The sequence below is a fragment of the Phyllobacterium sp. 21LDTY02-6 genome (assembly GCF_023554255.2).
Lineage (GTDB): Bacteria > Pseudomonadota > Alphaproteobacteria > Rhizobiales > Rhizobiaceae > Phyllobacterium.
On sequence record NZ_JAMJWD020000001.1, the window covers coordinates 462,172 to 480,695 of the forward strand.

At 61.9% G+C, this 18,524-nt stretch carries 16 protein-coding genes; 14 read left to right on the top strand and 2 right to left on the bottom strand.

Annotated features, from left to right (window positions below):
- Positions 1-3: 3 nt before the first annotated feature.
- The 6 genes from murB (at position 4) to lpxC (ending at position 7,361) form a co-directional block, all read left to right on the top strand.
- Complete coding sequence (gene murB, locus M8997_RS02170) at positions 4-978, top strand: UDP-N-acetylmuramate dehydrogenase (protein WP_250013239.1); 975 nt, start codon at positions 4-6, stop codon at positions 976-978.
- A gap of 309 nt (positions 979-1,287) precedes the next feature.
- Positions 1,288-2,214, top strand: a complete 927-nt coding sequence (locus M8997_RS02175; protein WP_250013240.1) for a D-alanine--D-alanine ligase — start codon at positions 1,288-1,290, stop codon at positions 2,212-2,214.
- Positions 2,202-3,143: a cell division protein FtsQ/DivIB gene (locus tag M8997_RS02180; protein ID WP_371929475.1), complete on the top strand. Its 942-nt coding sequence runs from the start codon at positions 2,202-2,204 to the stop codon at positions 3,141-3,143. Before M8997_RS02175 ends, M8997_RS02180 begins: the two co-directional genes overlap by 13 nt.
- On the top strand, positions 3,140-4,462 hold the full coding sequence (gene ftsA, locus M8997_RS02185; protein WP_250013242.1) for a cell division protein FtsA: 1,323 nt from the start codon (positions 3,140-3,142) through the stop codon (positions 4,460-4,462). The genes M8997_RS02180 and ftsA overlap by 4 nt, the downstream gene beginning before the upstream one ends.
- 68 nt (positions 4,463-4,530) lie before the next feature.
- A complete protein-coding gene (gene ftsZ / locus M8997_RS02190; RefSeq protein ID WP_250013243.1) occupies positions 4,531-6,216 on the top strand; it encodes a cell division protein FtsZ in 1,686 nt (561 codons plus the stop codon).
- Positions 6,217-6,425: 209 nt separating this feature from the next.
- On the top strand, positions 6,426-7,361 hold the full coding sequence (lpxC, locus tag M8997_RS02195; RefSeq protein WP_250013244.1) for a UDP-3-O-acyl-N-acetylglucosamine deacetylase: 936 nt from the start codon (positions 6,426-6,428) through the stop codon (positions 7,359-7,361).
- Here lpxC and M8997_RS02200 read toward each other — a convergent pair.
- Complete coding sequence (locus M8997_RS02200; protein WP_250013245.1) at positions 7,327-8,256, bottom strand: LysR substrate-binding domain-containing protein; 930 nt, start codon at positions 8,254-8,256, stop codon at positions 7,327-7,329. The two genes, lpxC and M8997_RS02200, sit on opposite strands and share 35 nt — an antisense overlap.
- 105 nt (positions 8,257-8,361) lie before the next feature.
- Here M8997_RS02200 and M8997_RS02205 point away from each other — a divergent pair, with 105 nt between their 5' ends.
- The 6 genes from M8997_RS02205 (at position 8,362) to M8997_RS02230 (ending at position 16,980) form a co-directional block, all read left to right on the top strand.
- On the top strand, positions 8,362-8,751 hold the full coding sequence (locus M8997_RS02205) for a tautomerase family protein (protein WP_250013246.1): 390 nt from the start codon (positions 8,362-8,364) through the stop codon (positions 8,749-8,751).
- A gap of 280 nt (positions 8,752-9,031) precedes the next feature.
- Positions 9,032-9,898, top strand: coding sequence for an outer membrane protein assembly factor BamD (locus M8997_RS02210; RefSeq protein WP_250014367.1), 867 nt, complete (start codon positions 9,032-9,034; stop codon positions 9,896-9,898).
- Between the two features lie 23 nt (positions 9,899-9,921).
- Positions 9,922-11,601, top strand: a complete 1,680-nt coding sequence (gene recN, locus M8997_RS02215) for a DNA repair protein RecN (protein ID WP_250013247.1) — start codon at positions 9,922-9,924, stop codon at positions 11,599-11,601.
- A 63-nt stretch (positions 11,602-11,664) separates the two neighbouring features.
- On the top strand, positions 11,665-13,809 hold the full coding sequence (ligA, locus tag M8997_RS02220) for an NAD-dependent DNA ligase LigA (protein WP_250013248.1): 2,145 nt from the start codon (positions 11,665-11,667) through the stop codon (positions 13,807-13,809).
- Positions 13,806-14,516 carry a DUF2461 domain-containing protein gene (locus tag M8997_RS02225; protein WP_250013250.1) on the top strand — a complete coding sequence of 237 codons (711 nt, stop codon included), beginning with the start codon at positions 13,806-13,808 and terminating at the stop codon, positions 14,514-14,516. The genes ligA and M8997_RS02225 overlap by 4 nt, the downstream gene beginning before the upstream one ends.
- A gap of 199 nt (positions 14,517-14,715) precedes the next feature.
- A complete protein-coding gene (locus M8997_RS02230; protein ID WP_250013252.1) occupies positions 14,716-16,980 on the top strand; it encodes a TonB-dependent hemoglobin/transferrin/lactoferrin family receptor in 2,265 nt (754 codons plus the stop codon).
- Between the two features lie 54 nt (positions 16,981-17,034).
- Here the strand turns inward: M8997_RS02230 and M8997_RS02235 are convergent, their stop codons facing one another.
- Positions 17,035-17,379 (bottom strand): cupin domain-containing protein, encoded by a 345-nt coding sequence (locus M8997_RS02235; protein ID WP_250013253.1) that lies wholly within the window; start codon positions 17,377-17,379, stop codon positions 17,035-17,037.
- 105 nt (positions 17,380-17,484) lie between these two features.
- Here M8997_RS02235 and M8997_RS02240 point away from each other — a divergent pair, with 105 nt between their 5' ends.
- Together M8997_RS02240 and M8997_RS02245 are read left to right on the top strand one after the other, a co-directional pair.
- Positions 17,485-18,225, top strand: coding sequence for an AzlC family ABC transporter permease (locus M8997_RS02240; RefSeq protein WP_250013254.1), 741 nt, complete (start codon positions 17,485-17,487; stop codon positions 18,223-18,225).
- Positions 18,225-18,518, top strand: a complete 294-nt coding sequence (locus M8997_RS02245) for an AzlD family protein (RefSeq protein WP_250013255.1) — start codon at positions 18,225-18,227, stop codon at positions 18,516-18,518. Before M8997_RS02240 ends, M8997_RS02245 begins: the two co-directional genes overlap by 1 nt.
- The last annotated feature ends 6 nt before the right edge of the window (positions 18,519-18,524 follow it).

An 18,524-nucleotide genomic window follows, 5' to 3' on the forward strand; every position in this document is an offset into this window, starting at 1 on the left:
AGAATGTCTTCAAAGATCGATGGTGAAGCGCTGCTCAAGAAGCTGGGAGACCGCTTCGCGAATTTGCGCGGGCGCCTGACGCCCGATATGAGCATGGAAAAAGTGACCTGGTTCCGCGCCGGCGGTCCGGCCGAAGTGCTGTTCCAGCCGGCCGACGAAGAGGATCTGGCCGCGTTCCTGCAGGCGCTGCCCGAAGAATATCCCGTGCTGACAGTCGGGATCGGCTCCAATCTTCTCGTTCGGGATGGCGGCATTCCCGGCTTCGTCGTGCGCCTGTCCGCCAAGGGCTTCGGCGAGGTCGAGCGCGTCGGCGAAACGCAATTGCGGGCCGGCACGGCAACGCCGGACAAGCGCGTCGCGGCCATGGCATTTGAAGCGGGGATTGCCGGCTTCCACTTCTATCACGGCATTCCAGGCGGGATCGGCGGTGCGCTGCGCATGAATGCGGGCGCCAATGGCGTCGAGACGCGCGAGCGCGTCGTCGAGGTGCGGGCGCTCGACCGCAAGGGCGAGCTTCACATTCTTTCAAACGCCGATATGGGCTATGCCTATCGCCACTCGGGGGCGGCGCCGGACCTCATTTTCACGTCCGCATTGTTCGAGGGTACGCCCGGCGACAAGGCCGACATATTGGCGGCGATGAATGCCGTCCAGCATCACCGCGAAACGGTCCAGCCCATCCGCGAGAAAACCGGGGGTTCCACGTTCAAGAATCCCGAAGGCTCCTCTGCATGGAAGGAGATCGACAAGGCCGGCGGCCGCGGCCTGATGATCGGCGGCGCGCAGATGTCGCCGATGCACTGCAACTTCATGATCAATACCGGCACTGCGACCGGCCATGATCTCGAAACGCTGGGCGAGACGATCCGGGCGAGGGTGCTGCAGAATTCCGGAATCCGCCTGCATTGGGAGATCAAGCGCCTCGGCAATTTCCGTCAAGGCCAGGAAGTCCAGGAGTTCATGGGGCAGTTGCTCTAGCCCGCATCGACCGCATTCGCCGAGATGCCCCGTCTGTCGCGTCCATTGCGCCAGCGCGGGACGCAGCTGTCATTTACCAACCCGGAACGATCTTTCCGGCGCTCCTGACATAAAATATTGCACCTTTCATCATTGTTGAATCATTGGGGCTTGTCAGAGAATCAACTCTCTGATTCTTTAGGGACAAGCGTTAACTGATTTGAGTCGGCTGGTTTTCACCAGCCTTGGGTATCTGCGGTCCTGCCGCCGGATGTGTGTCGACTCATGCCTGTTGTTCGCGGCGAATGGGGAAGTGAGGGGTTTATCTTTATGGTCAAGAAGCATGTTGCAGTGCTGATGGGTGGTTTTTCATCGGAGCGCCCGGTGAGCCTCTCATCCGGTAATGCCTGCGCCGATGCTCTCGAGGCCGAAGGTTTCTCCGTTACCCGGGTCGATGTCGACCGCAATATCGCCGAGCGCCTGCAGCAATTGCGGCCGGACGTCGTTTTCAACGCGCTTCATGGTCCGTTCGGCGAGGACGGAACGATCCAGGGCATCCTCGAATATCTTGAAATCCCCTATACCCATTCCGGCGTGCTGGCCTCGGCTCTCGCCATGAACAAGGAGCAGGCGAAGATCATCGCGAGGTCTGTCGGCATTCCGGTCGCCGATGCCGTGGTGATGAATCGCATGCAATTCACCTCGGAACATCCGATGAAGCCGCCTTACGTGGTCAAACCGGTCAATGAGGGCTCGAGTTTCGGCGTCGTCATCGTCAAGGAAGACCAGTCGCATCCGCCGCAGATCATCACCTCCGCCGAGTGGAAATATGGCGATGTCGTCATGGTCGAGCGCTATATCCACGGACGCGAACTTACCTGCGCCGTGATGGGCGAGAAGGTCCTTGGCGTCTGCGAGATCATACCGGTCGGTCACCAGTTCTACGACTACGACTCGAAATATGTTGCCGGCGGATCAAATCATGTGATTCCAGCGAAAATTTCACCGAAAATTTACCAAAAAATAGAAACACTGGCGCTCAAGGCACATCAGGCAATCGGATGTAAAGGTGTCAGCCGGTCGGACTTCCGTTTTGACGATCGTTTCTCCGAAGAAGGCGAGCTCATCTGGCTGGAAGTCAATGCCCAGCCGGGCATGACGCCGACGTCTCTCGTGCCTGAGATAGCCGCGGCCGCTGGATATTCCTTCGGTCAATTGTTGAGTTGGATGGTGGAGGACGCATCGTGTTTGCGTTGAAAGGCAAAAATCCGCACCGCCGTGGTGCCTTGCCGATGTCTTCGGACAGGTCGGTGGGTTTTGGCCGCTTTCGCGTGGTGCTGCCCCGATTCCTGCGCAAGCCCGTGCGTGTGCTGACCCGTCTCGTCGATGGCGACCTGATCATACCGAACCATGTCGGCACTGTTGGTGCTGTTGCATTCCTCGCGCTCACCGGCGCCTATGGCGCGATCATCGGTGGCCATGCGCCGGAAGTGGTGAAGGTCACCACCTCCACATTCGGCTTTGCCATTGAGGACGTGAAGATCGTCGGCAATACCGAGACTTCCGAAATCGACGTGCTCGGCGCGCTGGGCCTCGATGGCGAAACCTCGCTGGTCGGCCTGAGCGCCAGGGACGCGCAGCAGGCGGTGGCACAGCTTCCCTGGGTTGAATCCGTCGATGTGTTCAAGGTCTATCCGAACACGATCCAGATCTCGATCAAGGAGCGCAAGGCGCTGGCCGTCTGGCAGAATGGCAGCGAGCTATCGGTGATCGATGCCGATGGCCGTGTGATCGTGCCCTATACCGGCGGCAGCAGTTCGGCTCTTCCCCTCATCATCGGCGATGGCGCTGACAAGCAGGCGAAGCTGCTCTTTGCCCAGATCGCCGCCTATCCCAAGATCGCGTCGCAGGTTCTCGCCTATGCGCGGCTCGGCAATCGCCGCTGGGACCTCATCCTTAAAAACCGCATCAAGCTGATGTTGCCGGAGCACGACATCAACGAGGCGCTCGCCCATGTCATGGAAATGGATGCGAAGTCCGGTCTTCTCGGCCGCGATATCGCATCGGTGGACATGCGGCTTGCCGACCGGGCGGTGATCCGGCTGACGCCGGAGGCGATGGTACAACGAGTTGAGTATTTGAAGGCGCGCGAAAAGGCGTCCAAGCGTTCGGAGAAGCGTGTATGAGTATTCTCGGCGGAAAAAGCGTCTCTTCCGGAACGACGTCCGCAAAAAGGACGCGTTCCTTGACGGTTCTGGATATTGGTTCGAGCAAGGTCTGCTGCATCATTGCGCGCTTGCGCCCGCGGGAGGAAAGCTCGCTGCTTCCGGGCCGCACGCACCGCATCGAGGTGCTGGGCATCGGCCATCAGAAGTCCCGCGGCATCAAATCCGGCGTGATCGTCAATCTCGATGCGGCCGAGCAGGCAATCAGGCTGGCGGTCGATGCTGCCGAGCGGATGGCAGGGCTGACGGTCGATTCCATGATCGTCAATATCTCCGCTGGACGCCTCAAGAGCGAAAGCTTTTCGGCCAGCATCAATCTTGGTGGCCATGAGGTCGATCAGGCCGATATCCGCCGCGTCCTCTCCGCAGGCGCCAAGCAGGCGCTGGCGACGGAGCGTCATCTGGTTCATTCGCTGCCCATCGCCTACGGGCTCGACGGCGAGCGCGGCATCCGCGATCCGCTCGGCATGATCGGCGATTCGCTCGGTGTCGAGATGCATGTGCTCACGGCCGATGCCGCGCCGCTGCGCAATCTCGAACTCTGCGTCAATCGCTGCCACCTTTCGGTCGAGGCGATGATCGCGACGCCCTATGCGAGCGGCCTGTCGGCGCTGGTGGACGACGAGGCCGAAATGGGCGCTGCCTGCATCGATATGGGCGGTGGCACCACGACGATTTCGGTGTTTTCCGAGGGCAAGTTCATCCATGCGGATGCGATCGCCATCGGCGGCAATCATGTCACCATGGACGTGGCGCGCGGCCTGTCGGCCCATATGGACGATGCGGAGCGGCTCAAGGTCATGCATGGCTCGGCCCTGCCCAGCGCAGCGGACGACCGCGACCTGATCAGCGTATTGCCGCTTGGCAATGATGCGCGGGACGTTCCGAACCAATATCCACGCGCGGTGCTGACGCGCATCATTCGCGCGCGTGTCGAAGAGACGCTGGAGTTGGTGCGCGATCGTCTCAATCAATCGGGCTATGGCCAGATCGTCGGCAAGCGCGTGGTGCTGACCGGCGGTGCAAGCCAGTTGGCCGGCCTGCCCGAAGTGGCGCGCCGGATCCTTGCCCGCAATGTGCGTATAGGCCGCCCCCTTGGCGTCACCGGCTTGCCGGAAGCTGCCAAGGGACCGGCTTTTGCCGCCGCGGTGGGTCTTCTGATCTATCCGCAAGTGGCGGGCATCGAGGAGCGTTCTGTGAAGGCTGGTTCATCATCGCTGATGACAGGTACGGGTGGGCGTTTTCAGCGTATCGGCCAATGGCTGAAGGAAAGTTTTTGATCAATCGGGGAAACCCAAAAAGGGATTACCGCAGCGGCGACGCGGTATAGACAAAAAGGAACGGACATATGAGCATCAATCTGCAAAAGCCGGACATTACCGAGCTTAAGCCCCGCATCACCGTCTTCGGTGTTGGCGGCGGCGGTGGCAACGCGGTCAATAACATGATCAATGCCGGTTTGCGCGGTGTTGAATTCGTTGTTGCCAATACGGACGCCCAGGCGCTGACGCAATCGAAAGCCGAGCGGTTGGTACAGCTTGGCGCTTCGGTTACCGAAGGTCTCGGTGCGGGTTCGCAGCCCGAGGTCGGCCGCGCGGCCGCCGAGGAATGTATCGACGAGATCAATGATCACCTGCAGGGAACGCATATGTGCTTCGTCACCGCCGGCATGGGCGGTGGTACCGGCACCGGCGCTGCCCCGGTCGTTGCCCGCGCGGCGCGGGAAAAGGGCATCCTGACCGTCGGCGTGGTCACCAAGCCCTTCCATTTCGAAGGCCAGCGCCGCATGCGCACCGCCGACCTCGGCATCGAGGACCTGCAGAAGAATGTCGATACGCTCATCGTCATTCCGAACCAGAACCTGTTCCGCATCGCCAATGACAAGACGACGTTTGCCGATGCCTTCGCCATGGCCGACCAGGTGCTCTATTCCGGTGTTGCCTGCATCACCGACCTGATGGTCAAGGAAGGCCTCATCAATCTCGACTTCGCCGATGTTCGCTCCGTCATGCGCGAGATGGGCAAGGCGATGATGGGAACGGGCGAAGCCTCTGGCGATGGCCGGGCAATGGCTGCGGCCGAAGCCGCGATCGCCAATCCGCTCCTGGACGAGACATCGATGCGCGGCGCCAAGGGCCTGCTCATCTCGATCACGGGCGGCCGCGACATGACCCTCTTCGAGGTCGACGAAGCCGCAACGCGTATTCGCGAGGAAGTCGATCAGGACGCCAACATCATTCTCGGTGCGACGTTCGACGAGAGCCTCGAGGGCATCATCCGCGTATCGGTTGTCGCGACCGGCATCGACAAGCAGGTTGGCGACGCCGCGCCGGCGCCGATCGAATTCCGTCAGCCGCTGAAGCCGATGCCGAAGCCGGCCGCACAGCCCGCCGCCCGCATCGAGCCGGCGCGCCCGGCAGTGCAGCAGCCCGCCGCCCGCGCACCGGAAGCGGCCCCGGCTGCCGTCCATGCGACGGAGCACGAGGAGGTTCAGCGCGCGCCACAGGCCAGCGAACCGGAATTCCGCCCGCAGAGCCGTATTTTCCAGGCTCCCGCACCGGAAGTGTTCGACGCGCCCGTGGCCGCCGCACCGCAGCAGCCGGCGATGCAGCCCGCACCGCAGCCGATGCCTGAGGTCATGGCTGCGCCGGCACCGGTTCCGGCCGCACCGCGCATGCCGAACATTGCCGACTTCCCGCCGGTGGTTCAGGCCGAACTCAGCGCCCGCGACCATAATCGCGAGCAGGCAGCCTATGAGGCACAGGAGGACCGCGGTCCGATGGGGCTGTTGAAGCGCCTGACCGCCGGCCTTACCCGCCGCGAGGACGAGACTGCCCGCCTGGAGCCGGCCCAGCCGCGCGAACCGGCGATGCGTCCGGCCGAACCGCGCCGTCCGCTCTCGCAGGATGCTTCGATCTACGCACCGCGTCGCGGTCAGCTGGACGATCAGGGCCGTGTGCAGCCGCAGGCACGCCAGTCTTCGGACGAAGACCAGCTCGAGATCCCGGCCTTCCTGCGCCGCCAGGCCAACTAAACAGAGCCTCGACACCGAGGTCTTCAAATTCCGCCATCTCCGGATGGCGGAATTTTCTGTTTGCAATCATTGAAAATCGGGCAAATCTCGCTAGCTGTAGGTACATAGAGCGAAGAACGCGATATGGGTTCGATCCCCGGTACCCATGTGGCAGGCGAGGGGAAGCATGCCGGTCATGCGTCGTGTCATAGCAGTGCCAGAGGTTTCCATTGCGGATTTTCCAGACGACCATAGCGGGCGAAATCACCTTGAGCGGCGTTGGCGTTCACAGTGGCGCGCCGTCGCGCATCACTTTCCGTCCGGCGGACCCCGGCCACGGCATCGTCTTCCGCACCATCGATAGGGACGGCCGCCGCCATCCGGTGGAAGCCCTTGTCTCCCGTGTCGCTCCAAGCGATCTTTCCACGACGTTGACGGGGCAGAACGGCCAGACCATCAGCACCGTCGAACATGCCATGGCCGCCATTGCGGGAGCTGCGATCGACAATCTCGAGATCGATATCGACGGGCCGGAAGTGCCGATCATGGATGGCACGTCGCTCGCCTTCATCGATGCTTTCGAACAGGCCGGCATCGTCGAGCAGGCGGCGAAGCGCAGATATATCCGCATTCTGCGTCCCGTCCGCATCGAGAGCGGCAATTCCTGGGCCGAGTTCGGGCCCTATGATTCCGGCTCGCGCTACGAGGTGGAGATCGATTTCGACACGCCGGTCATCGGACGACAGAAATATGCCGGTGACATGCAGCCGGCGGCATTCCGCGGCGATATATCGAATGCCCGCACATTCGGTTTCATGCGCGATGTCGAGCGCCTGTGGGCTGCTGGACTGGCACTCGGATCGTCCCTCGACAATTCGCTCGTCATCGGGGACGACAATACGATCATAAATCCCGGCGGCCTCCGCCATCCCGACGAGTTCGTCCGGCACAAGACGCTGGACGCGATCGGCGATCTCGCGCTGGCAGGGGCGCCTTTCATCGGCTGTTTCCGATCCTATCGCGGCGGGCACCGGTTGAACGCCGCCGCGCTGCGGGCGGTGTTCGAAGCGGACAATGCCTATGAGATGGTGGAACTCGAGGAGGCGCCGGGCGGCACTTCCCATGTGCCGGTCACGCCGCCGGTGCCAGCGCCGGGTGCCGCCTGACCCGCTCGCCGCGTGGAATGACGTTCGACACGGCCTCGCGCAGAATATCGGCGAGGCGCTCCGTCGCCGGCGTGCCATGCGCGTCGGCCCTGTGCAGGACAAGACCAAGCTCCGGAAGCTCGGGCAGGCCGGATTCGGCCGGCGAAAGCGGCACGAGCCCTGCCGGCAGGCCGATTGGTGTGCGTACCGCAAGGCCGAGCCCCGCCGCCGTTGCCGCCCACAGCCCGGCAAGGCTGGGGCTGACAAAGGCAAGCCGCCATGCCAGCCCGGCCTGGTCCAGCGCATCGATGGCTGCCGTTCGAAGGATACATGGCGCCTCGAGCGAGGCGAGGGGCAGCGTCTCTCCGCCTTGCTCCCGGCGGTGCTGGCCGCCGGCAGCGCCAACCCAGCACATGGGAACCGTGCCGATCTGCTGGTGATGCGGTGTTTCGGCTGCGCCGAGGCTCCATGCCAGCGCCAGGTCCAGGCGCCCCGATGCGACGCGCTCCAGAAGTTCGGAGTTCCTGCCGATACGCGCTTCGATGCGCACCTTCGGATGGGCGCGGGCGAACTGGCCGAGTATCTGCGGCAGGACGGTTTCGCCGAAATCCTCCTGCAGGCCAAGCCGTACCCAGCCTTCAAGATCGCTGCCGCGCACTGCCACCGCCGCTTCGTCATTGAGTTCGAGCAATCGCCTTGCATAGGCGAGCATGGTTTCGCCTGCCTCGGTAAGGGCGAGGCCACGTCCTGCCTTCTCGAAGATGGCGGTTCCGGCCTGCTGCTCCAGCTTTTTCAACTGGGCGCTGACGGCCGAAGTGGAGCGGCCGAGACGGTCCGCCGCCCTGGCGAAACTTCCAAGCTCGACCCCGGTCAGGAAGGTGCGCAGCACATCGAGATCAAAATTGACTTTCCGCATCTCAATCGTCCGGTTTTTCAGGATTATCTGTTCCTAAAAATCTGATTTTCAGGACGATATTGCGGCCTTATCCTTGCATCGTCAAGTGAAAGGAAGGAAGCCATCATGCCCTTTACCCGCATCTCCCTACTGGAAGGTAGGTCGCCCGATTATCTGAAAGCCATATCGGACAGTTTTCATCAGGCAATGGTCGACAGTTTCAATGTGCCGCCGACGGACAAGTTCCAGGCCTTCCATCAACACCGCGCCAACGAACTGATCATCGACCCGACCTATTTCAGCAAGGGCCGATCCGCCGACTGCGTGATCTTCACCATCACGATCGGCAAGCCGCGCGATACGGCGACGAAACAGGCCTTCTACCGGCGCGCCGTGGAACTGCTCGGCAAGTCGCCCGGCATCCGCCCGGAAGACATCATGATCGTCATCAGCACGTCGACGCGCGAAGACTGGTCGTTCAGCAATGGCGACATCCAGATGCTCGAGCCTGCCTGAGCATTGGAATCATGACGGAATATCGCCCTGATCCGATGCAGGAACCGTAAAATCAGCCACTTGCAGCCTGCAAATCGACGGCGGCGCTGCTTCCGCCACAAATTTGGACGATTGCGCGGCAATAAGATTGCTGATTCCTGCCGCTTGTGGTTTATGAACGCCCAAACCCAAGGCAGGTACTGCCTAGAGCGTGTCGCGAAAACGTGGTAACGGGTTCGCGACAATCGCTCTTTTAATGACAAGCGGGGCCGGAGACAGCATGGCGTATAGCAGAATGTCGATGAATGCAGGGTTTGGGGGCAAGGCTCGCTTGGCTCTTCTTCTTTTTCCCATTGCAGGCGCCGTTGCCCTGTCGGGATGTGCTTCCAAGGATGAGGATCTCGACCTTGCGGCCTATGTCGACACGATCGAACCCGCCGATGTTCTCTACAATCAGGCGCTCGCCAATCTGAATGCCGGCCGGCTCGACGAGGCCGCCAAGAAGTTCGATGCCGTCGATCGCCAGCATCCCTATTCCGAATTCGCACGCAAATCGCTGGTGATGGGCGCTTTTGCCAACTACCGCGCAGGCAAGTATGACGAGGCCGTCGCGATGACGAAGCGCTATGTGTCGCTTTATCCGACGCAGCCGGAAGCGGCCTATGCCTATTACATCACCGGCCTGAGCTATTACCGGCAGATTCCGGACGTGACGCGCGAGCAGACGATGACGCGCCGGTCCATTGCGGCCTTCAACGAGGTGGTGGAGCGCTACCCCGATTCCGAATATGTCGAAGATTCCAAGGCGAAGATCCGCTTCGGCCGCGACCAGCTCGCCGGCAAGGAAATGCAGATCGGTCGCTATTATCTGGAGCGCAAGGAATATATAGCGGCGATCAAGCGGTTCCGCGGCGTCGTCGAGCAATATTCCAACACGCGGCATGTGGAAGAAGCGCTCGCCCGCCTGACCGAAGCCTATTACGCGCTCGGCCTGACCAGCGAGGCGCAGACCGCAGCCGCAGTGCTCGGGCAGAATTACCCGGACAGCCAGTGGTACAAGGATAGCTACAAGTTGTTGCAGGGCGGCGGTCTCGAGCCCCGTGAGAATTCGGGCTCTTGGCTCTCCAAGGCTGCTTCTGCTATTACAGGCGGTAAAGACGGCGCCTGATTCACAACTTACCCGAGCGATCCATGCTTTCGCATTTGTCGATCCGCGACATTGTTCTGATTGAACGGCTCGACATCGAGTTTCATGAAGGCTTGTCGGTGCTGACCGGCGAAACCGGCGCGGGCAAATCCATTCTTCTCGACGCATTGTCGCTGGCGCTTGGCGCACGGGGCGATGCGTCTCTCGTTCGGCATGGCGCGGAGCAGGGGCAGGTGACGGCCTCCTTCAATGTCGCGCTGGGGCATCCGGCACGGCAATTGCTGCGTGACAATGATATCGACGATGATGGCGACATCATCCTCAGGCGCATGCAGAGCTCCGACGGCCGCAGCCGCGTTTTCATCAATGACCAGGCCGCAAGCGTCGGCCTCCTGCGTGAACTTGGCCGCAAGCTCGTCGAGATACATGGCCAGCATGACGACCGGGCGCTGGTCGATACCGGCATCCACAGGACCCTGCTTGACGCGTTCGGAGCGCTCGATGGAGCCGCTGCCCATGTGCGGGCGCTGCACAAGAGCTGGAAGGACACGGAGCAGGCGCTTGCTCGTCACCGCGCCCGGGTCGAGGCGGCGATGCGCGAGGCCGATTATCTTCGTGCATCGGTGGAAGAACTTTCGAAGCTCGATCCGGAGCCGCAGGAAGAGGAACTGCTGGCGAACAAACGCTCCGACATGATGCGGTCCGAAAAGATCGCAAGCGACGTCAACGACGCCAATGACGTGCTTTCCGGCAACGCGTCGCCCGTTCCTTCGCTTGCCAGTCTCGTGCGGCGCCTGGAGCGCAAGGTGCCCGAAGCCCCGCACTTGCTGGAACCGGTGGTCAAATCCATCGACGAGGCGCTGAACGCGCTTGCCGAGGCGCAAAGCGGCATCGAGCAGGCGATCAGGGCGATCGATTTCGATCCGCGCGTGCTGGAGCAGACCGAGGAGCGGCTTTTTGCGCTGCGCGGCGCGGCGCGGAAATATTCCGTCACGGTGGACGATCTTCCGGCGCTGAGGGACCGCATGGATGCCGATCTGGCCGATCTCGATGCCGGCGCCGAACGGCTTGCGAAGCTCGAGGCGGACGCCGCTGCGGCGCGCGACAGCTATGACGAAGCCGCGCGGAAACTGTCGGAACAGCGGCGTGAGACGGCGGATCATTTGAAACAGGCAGTCATGGCCGAATTGCCCGCCTTGAAGCTGGAACGGGCCGAATTCATCGTCGAAATGACGACAGATGGCGACAACCGCATGCCGGAAGGCATCGATACGGTCGAATATTGGGTGCGCACCAATCCGGGAACGCGCGCCGGACCCATGATGAAAGTGGCCTCGGGCGGCGAGCTCTCGCGCTTCCTCCTGGCATTGAAGGTGGCGCTGGCGGACCGTGGTTCGGCGCCGACGCTGGTCTTCGACGAGATCGATACGGGCGTTGGCGGCGCCGTCGCCGATGCCATCGGGCAGAGATTGCGCCGCCTGGCGAGCACCGTGCAGGTCCTTTCGGTTACCCACGCGCCGCAGGTGGCCGCGCGGGCCCAGACGCATTTCCTTATCGCCAAGGCGGCAGCGGGGAATGACCGGGTGGCCACCTCGATCCGCGCCATGGCGATCGACGACCGCCAGGAAGAAATCGCCCGCATGCTGGCCGGGGCGAGCGTGACGGAAGAGGCGAGAGCGGCGGCCGTGCGCCTGTTGCGGGAAAATGCAGCCATTGTCAGTTGATCAGGGCGATGGTTCTCTGGCAAGAACGTGCGAGTTTCCCGCCGAAGCAGAATGGGCACAATCATGGCAGACATCCCGGTCGACAAATTAAGCGAAGCTGAAGCCGCTGAGGAGCTTGGCCGTCTCGCCGCCGAGATCGCCCAACATGATTACCGCTACAATACGGAAGATGCCCCGATCATCTCCGATGCGGAATATGATGCGCTGCGCCGGCGCAATCTGGCGATCGAGCAGCGATTTCCGCAGCTGAAGCGCGAGGATTCGCCGTCGAACAAGGTTGGCGCCAGCGTTTCGGAGAAGTTCGGCAAGGTGACGCATACCGTGCCGATGCTGTCGCTGGACAATGCGTTTTCGGATAGCGACGTCGAAGATTTCGTCGGCCGCATCCGCAGGTTTCTCAAGCTCGCAGCCGACGCGCCGGTCGCCATCACGGCGGAACCGAAGATCGACGGCCTTTCGCTTTCCCTGCGCTACGAGCTCGGCCGGCTCGTCACCGCCGCGACCCGCGGCGACGGTACGACGGGCGAGAATGTGACGCTCAACGCACGGACAGTCGCCTCGATACCCAATGTTCTTGCCGGCGATCCGCCGGAGGTGCTGGAGGTGCGCGGCGAGGTCTATATGAGCCATGCGGATTTTGCCGCGCTCAATGAGCGCCAGGCGAAGGAGGGCAGGCAGGTATTCGCCAATCCGCGCAATGCCGCTGCCGGGTCGCTGCGCCAGCTCGATGCTTCGATCACGGCGTCGCGCCCGCTGCAATTCTTCGCCTATGCCTGGGGCGAGGTGAGCGAGATGCCGGCTCAGACACAGATGGGCATGGTGGAAGCGTTCCGTTCCTACGGTTTCCGGGTCAATCCGCTCATGCGGCGGTTTGACAGCGTCGAGGGGCTTGTCGAGCACTATCATGATATCGAGGAGCAGAGGGCGCTGCTGGGCTATGACATCGATGGCGTCGTCTACAAGGTGGACGACCTTGCCCTGCAGCAGCGGCTCGGTTTCGTCTCGCGCAGCCCGCGCTGGGCCATTGCGCATAAATTCCCGGCCGAGCGGGCGATGACCATCCTGCGCGGCATCGACATACAGGTGGGCCGGACCGGGGCGCTGACGCCCGTGGCGCGGCTTGAACCGGTCACCGTCGGCGGCGTCGTCGTCACCAATGTCACCCTGCACAATGAGGATTATATCAGGGGCATAGGGCAGAATGGCCAGCCTATCCGCGAGGGGCGCGACCTGCGCATCGGCGACACGGTGGTGGTGCAACGTGCCGGCGATGTCATCCCGCAGATCGTCGACATCGTCGCCGACAAGCCGCGCGGCGCTGACGCCTATGTGTTTCCCGACACCTGCCCCGCATGCGGCTCCCATGCGGTGCGCGAGGAGGGCGAGGCGGTGCGCCGCTGCACGGGCGGTCTCATCTGCCCGGCGCAGGCTGTCGAGCGAATCCGGCATTTCGTTTCGCGCAATGCTTTCGATATCGAAGGGCTGGGCGAAAAACAGGTCGAATTCTTCTTCAGATCGGAAGATCCGGCCCTCCATATCGGCACGCCTGCCGATATTTTCACCCTTCGGCAAAGGCAGGCGAATTCGCTGGCCAAACTCGAGAACATTGACGGTTTCGGCGCCACATCCGTGCGCAAGCTCTATGACGCGATCGATGACAGGCGGCAGGTCCCGCTCGGCCGGTTCCTCTATGGCCTCGGCATCCGCCACATCGGTGAAGTCAATGCGAAGCGGCTGGCGAGGGCTTTCCGCTCATACGAGGCGCTTGCCGGGACCGCCAGGGCGGCGCAGCCGCCCAGCGACGAGGCACCGAAGGGGAACGATGCCTGGCGCGACCTCAACGAGATCGAAGGCATCGGCAGCATCGTCGCGGAGGCGCTCGTCGATTTCTATGCGGAGCAGCACAACGTGGAAGCGCTGGATGCCCTGTTGCGCGAGGTTACGCCGCTCGACGAGGAACTGAATACCGTCGGCAATTCTCCTGTCGCCGGCAAGACGATCGTGTTCACCGGTTCGCTCGAGCGCATGTCGCGCGACGAAGCAAAGGCGATGGCGGAGCGTTTCGGCGCCAAGACTGCGGGTTCCGTGTCCAAGAAGACCGATCTCGTCGTGGCGGGGCCGGGTGCCGGCTCGAAGCTGGCGCAGGCGCAGGCGCTCGGCATCGAAGTCATCGACGAGGATGCCTGGTTCACATTGGTGGGAGCATGACCGACAATCGCTTCAGAGGATTTGGCGAAAAGGCGCTGCCGTTCCTGAAGGCGCTGGATTTTCACCAGAATCGCGAGTGGTTTCTCGAAAACAAGGATATTTTCGAGGCGCATCTCCACGAACCGCTAGGCGATCTGGTGGAAGATCTGATCCAGCGTTTCGAGAAGGCGGGCCTGCCGTTCAAGGGCGACCGGACCAAATCGCAGTTCCGGATAAAGCGCGACACCCGGTTTTCCAAGGACAAGGCACCCTATAACAGGCATTTGTCCGCACTTCTGTCTCCCGACGGCAGCAAATGGACCGAAACGGGCTGTTTCTACGTCTGTATCGGGCTCGCCGAATATCGCGGCTGCTTTGCCTCCGTCGCCTGGTGGCAGCAAAAGCCTGAACTCCTGCTGGGCATGCGCAAGGCCATCGTCGAGAAGCCCAGGGCCTATCGGTCGATGCTGGCCGCGCTCGGCAAGAATGGATTGCAGCTCGGCGATGGCGACAGCCTCAAGCGCACGCCGCGCGGCTTCGAATCCGTGACCGACGCCGACCTGATCGAAGCCGTCCGCCGCAGGAATTTCAACGTGCGCCATCCCATCGATCCCGAGCGGATAACCGCGCCGGAACTCGTTGACGACCTGTTCGATTTTGCCGAGCGCGCCCGGCCATTGATCGATTGGGGCAGGGCCATCCAGGGCACTCTCGTCAACGAGCCGTGACATTGCCGCAACAGCTGCCGGTGGCCGGCGGAATCACGGCGATTTGAGGGCGCGGTAATGTTGACTTTTCCAGTTAAGTATTAGTACTGAACATTTGTTAGCGTGCTTGAACACGCTTCATTTCTGCTCAGCAAGCCACCACCTCGCGCCTCCGTGCCGCGGGTCAGCCAGCCAGGCAAACTTCTCTGTGGGGATTGATATGGCTTTGACTCGAAGAATGTTCGGGCGACTGATGTGTGGCAGTGCGGGCATGATATTGGCGGCGATGGGGGCATCGCCAGCGTTTGCGCAGAGCGCCGATACGGGCGCGAGCGTGCAATTGGCGCCGATCGTATTGAAGGGCAAGGGAAGCGCGGGCTCGGGTGAAGCCACGCCGCTGACCACCGTCACCGATCGCGAGACCATCCAGAAGCGCATGGTCGATGATTTCAAGGATCTCGGCCGCCGTGTGGATGCGGGCGTCAACGTCAATTCCTCCAGCAAGAGCATCAATCTGCGCGGGCTTGACCGCGATCGCGTGCTGACCACGCTCGATGGCATCCGCGTTCCGTGGCTGTCGGATCCGCGCAGTACCCAGGGTGGCCTCGATTCGTTCGATTTCGACGGTCTGGGCAGTGTCGAGATCACCAAGGGCACCGATTCCAGCCGCTATGGCTCGGGTGCGCTTGGCGGCGTCATCATGCTGCGCACGCTCGATCCATCCGATGTGATCGGCGAGGGGCGCAATTGGGGTGCGATCACCAAGGGCACCTATGACAGTTCCGACGAGAGCTGGCGTACCAATGCCGCTATTGCCGCCCGTTCGGGTGGCACCGAAATCCTCGTTCAGGGGGGCTATCGCGAAGGGCACGAGGTCGACACTTTCGGCGAGATCGGCGGTTATGGCGCGACGCGCTCGGAAGCCAATCCGGGCGACTACGATCAACGCAATCTCCTGGTCAAGCTGTACCAGAATGTCGAGGGCGGCCACCGCTTCGGCCTGACCGGCGAGATCACCAGGCGCAATGAGGATGTCGATAATTTCAGCGGCACGACTTCCTCCTATGTGCGCAATTCACTTCGCTCCGGCGAAGATTCCGAGCGGAAGCGGATCTCCGGCAGCTATGATTATGTCGCTCCGGACGGTTCCGGCTGGGTGGACGAGGCGCATGCCGTTGCCTATTGGGTGCAGCAGACGCTCAACAATACGACGGACGGCATTCGCTTGCCCGACGCTCGCGCTCGCATCATCTCCGGCGATCCTTTCCGCTACGGCTATCCGTCTGGCGTCTATCAGCGCGACAATGAGCTGAAGCAGGATTCCTATGGCTTCACCGGCCATGTGAAAAAGTCGGTCGAAATCGGCGATATCAAGCACACGTTCCGCCTCGGCGCCGAGCTCTATCGCTATGATCTGACGCAATATTCGGCCGGCGTCGACAATTGTCCGGATGTCGACTGGTCGCGGCTGCCGCAGCCATTCGGCCCACAATCCTGCCGCATGCTGCATTCCAACAGTTCCGACATGCCCGATGTCAAGACGACCGGCTTCGGCATCTATCTCGAGGACGACATCGAGCTCTTCGGCGGTCGCCTGACCTTGACGCCCGGCGGGCGCTTCGACTGGTACGAACACAGCCCCGAATCCACTGCGGCCTATGTGGGCGGACCGAACTATAGTGGCTCGCTTCCGGACAGCAACAGCGATTCCCGCTTCACGCCGAAGCTGCGGGCAACGTGGCACGCAACGCCGGACCTCGATTTCTATGCGCAATGGGCGCAAGGCTACCGCATGCCATCGGCAATGGAGCTTTACCAGAATTACGGCGCTCCCGGCTCCTATGCCCGCCTTGGCAATGCCGATCTGAAGCCCGAGACCAGCAATGGTTTCGAAATCGGCACCAAATATGATGACGGCACCTATGCACTCTCGGCGAGCGTGTTCAACAATTACTACCGGAATTTCATCTACGACGGCGTCGTGATCGCGCCGCCGGGCGGCGAATATCCGGTCGGCGGCATCACCGGCTATGCCAATCTGAACAAGGTCCATATCTACGGTGCCGAGATCAGCGGCCAGATCAACTTCGCCAATAATTGGTATAGCTGGGCTTCCGTCGCCTGGACCGTCGGCAAGGATACCGAGGCGGATGCCTATCTGAACTCCATCCCGCCGTTACGCGGCATCCTCGGCGTCGGCTATAATGGCGATGGCTGGGGTGCGGACGTGTCATTGACCATGGCCGCCAGGCGCGACAAGGTCAGCGGCAGCGGGTTCGTGGCGCCGGGTTACGGCATTGTCGATGCGACCGCCTATTGGGAGCCGAAATTCGCCAAGGGCATGAAGCTGCAACTGGGCGTGTTCAACATCTTCGACAAGAAGTACTGGAACGCGACGGATGTTGCCGACAGTCGCGGTCAGCCGATCGACTATTACACCGAGGCAGGACGCAGTGTTCGCGTCTCCCTGACGCAGAAGTTCTGACCGTCCTCACCGCAAAATGGCCGCCTCGTCATGGCGCGGCGGCCATTCATTCACTCATTCCAGCCATTCGGTCACGATCTTGGGGCTGGCGTGAATATTGATCGTTTCCAGTGCATCCGGGCCGAGATTGACGAATTTATGCGGGGTGTTGGCGGGAGAAACGACGATCTGGCCCTCGCTCGCATCGATCACTTCGCCATCCACCGTGAAGCGGGCATTGCCCTTGCGGACGACATAGGTCTCCGTATAGGGATGCCGGTGCAGACGAGGTCCGGCGCCGACACGGTCCTGATGGTTGAAGATGATCGAAATCTCCGATCCAAACGCGCCGCCGTTCAATTCGCCCCGCCACAATTCCGGATGCTGGGCCCAGTCGCTGCGATTGATTATTGTAGCCATTCCGATCCTCCCATGGGCGTTGCGTCGTCGAGTTTCTGACGTATTGATGATTCCATCAATAAAACTTGCGTGACACGGGCAGCAAGCCTGTCATAAGGGACCGGCATGGATCAGCAGACACATCAGCACCTGCAAGGGGGTGTCGTGAGCCCGAGCGCGCAGTTCTGGGAAGGTTTCGCCAGGGGCGTGCCGATCATGATCGCTTCGGCGCCCTTCGGCCTGCTCTTTGGCGCGCTTGCGATCGATAATGGCTTCACGCTGTCGGAAACGGTGCTGATGAGCGCCGCGGTCTATGGAGGCGCCAGCCAGATGGTCGGGATCGAATTGTTCGGCCAGAATATTCCCGCCTGGCTGATCATATTCTCGATCTTCGCGGTCAATTTCCGCCATGTGCTCTATTCGGCCGCAGTAGGGCGACGTATCGGCCATTTCCGGCCACTGCAGAGCCTTTTGAGCTTTTTCGTGCTGACGGATCCGCAATTTGCCGAGACGGAGCGCCGCGCCGAGGCGGGCCGGCAGATCACGTTTGCCTGGTATATCGGCGTCGCGGCACCGATCTATGTCATGTGGGTGGTCGAAGCCTGGATCGGTGCGCTTTTCGGCAATCTCATCAGCGATCCGCATGCCTTGGGCATAGACATGCTGCTGCCGATCTATTTCCTCGGCCTCGTCATGGGCTTTCGCAAGCGCAACCACTGGGCGCCGGTCGTTGCCGCCAGCGCCATCGTTTCCATAGCAGCCTATACGTTCATCGGTTCGCCCTGGCATGTCGGCATCGGCGCCCTGGCCGGCATATTGACCGCCGTCATACTGGCGAAGCCCGATGACCGGCCGGAGGTCGAATAATGTCGGACACGTTCTGGATCATCGTCGCCGGCGCCGTGCTGACATTCCTGACCCGGATCGGCGGCCATCTCGTCCTGTCGCGGTTCGAGCGCGTCCACCCGCGTGTCGAGGTGGCGCTGAACGCAGTTCCGGCGGCCGTGCTGACGACGCTGGTTGCCCCCGCCGCCGCCAATGCCGACTGGCGCGGCCTGCTGGCATTGGCCATCGCCGGCCTCGTTTCGCTGCGCTTCAATGCCCTGACGATGTTCGTTGCCGGCGCAGCGGTGATCATCGTGCTGCGCCAGATTTCCTGATCCCGT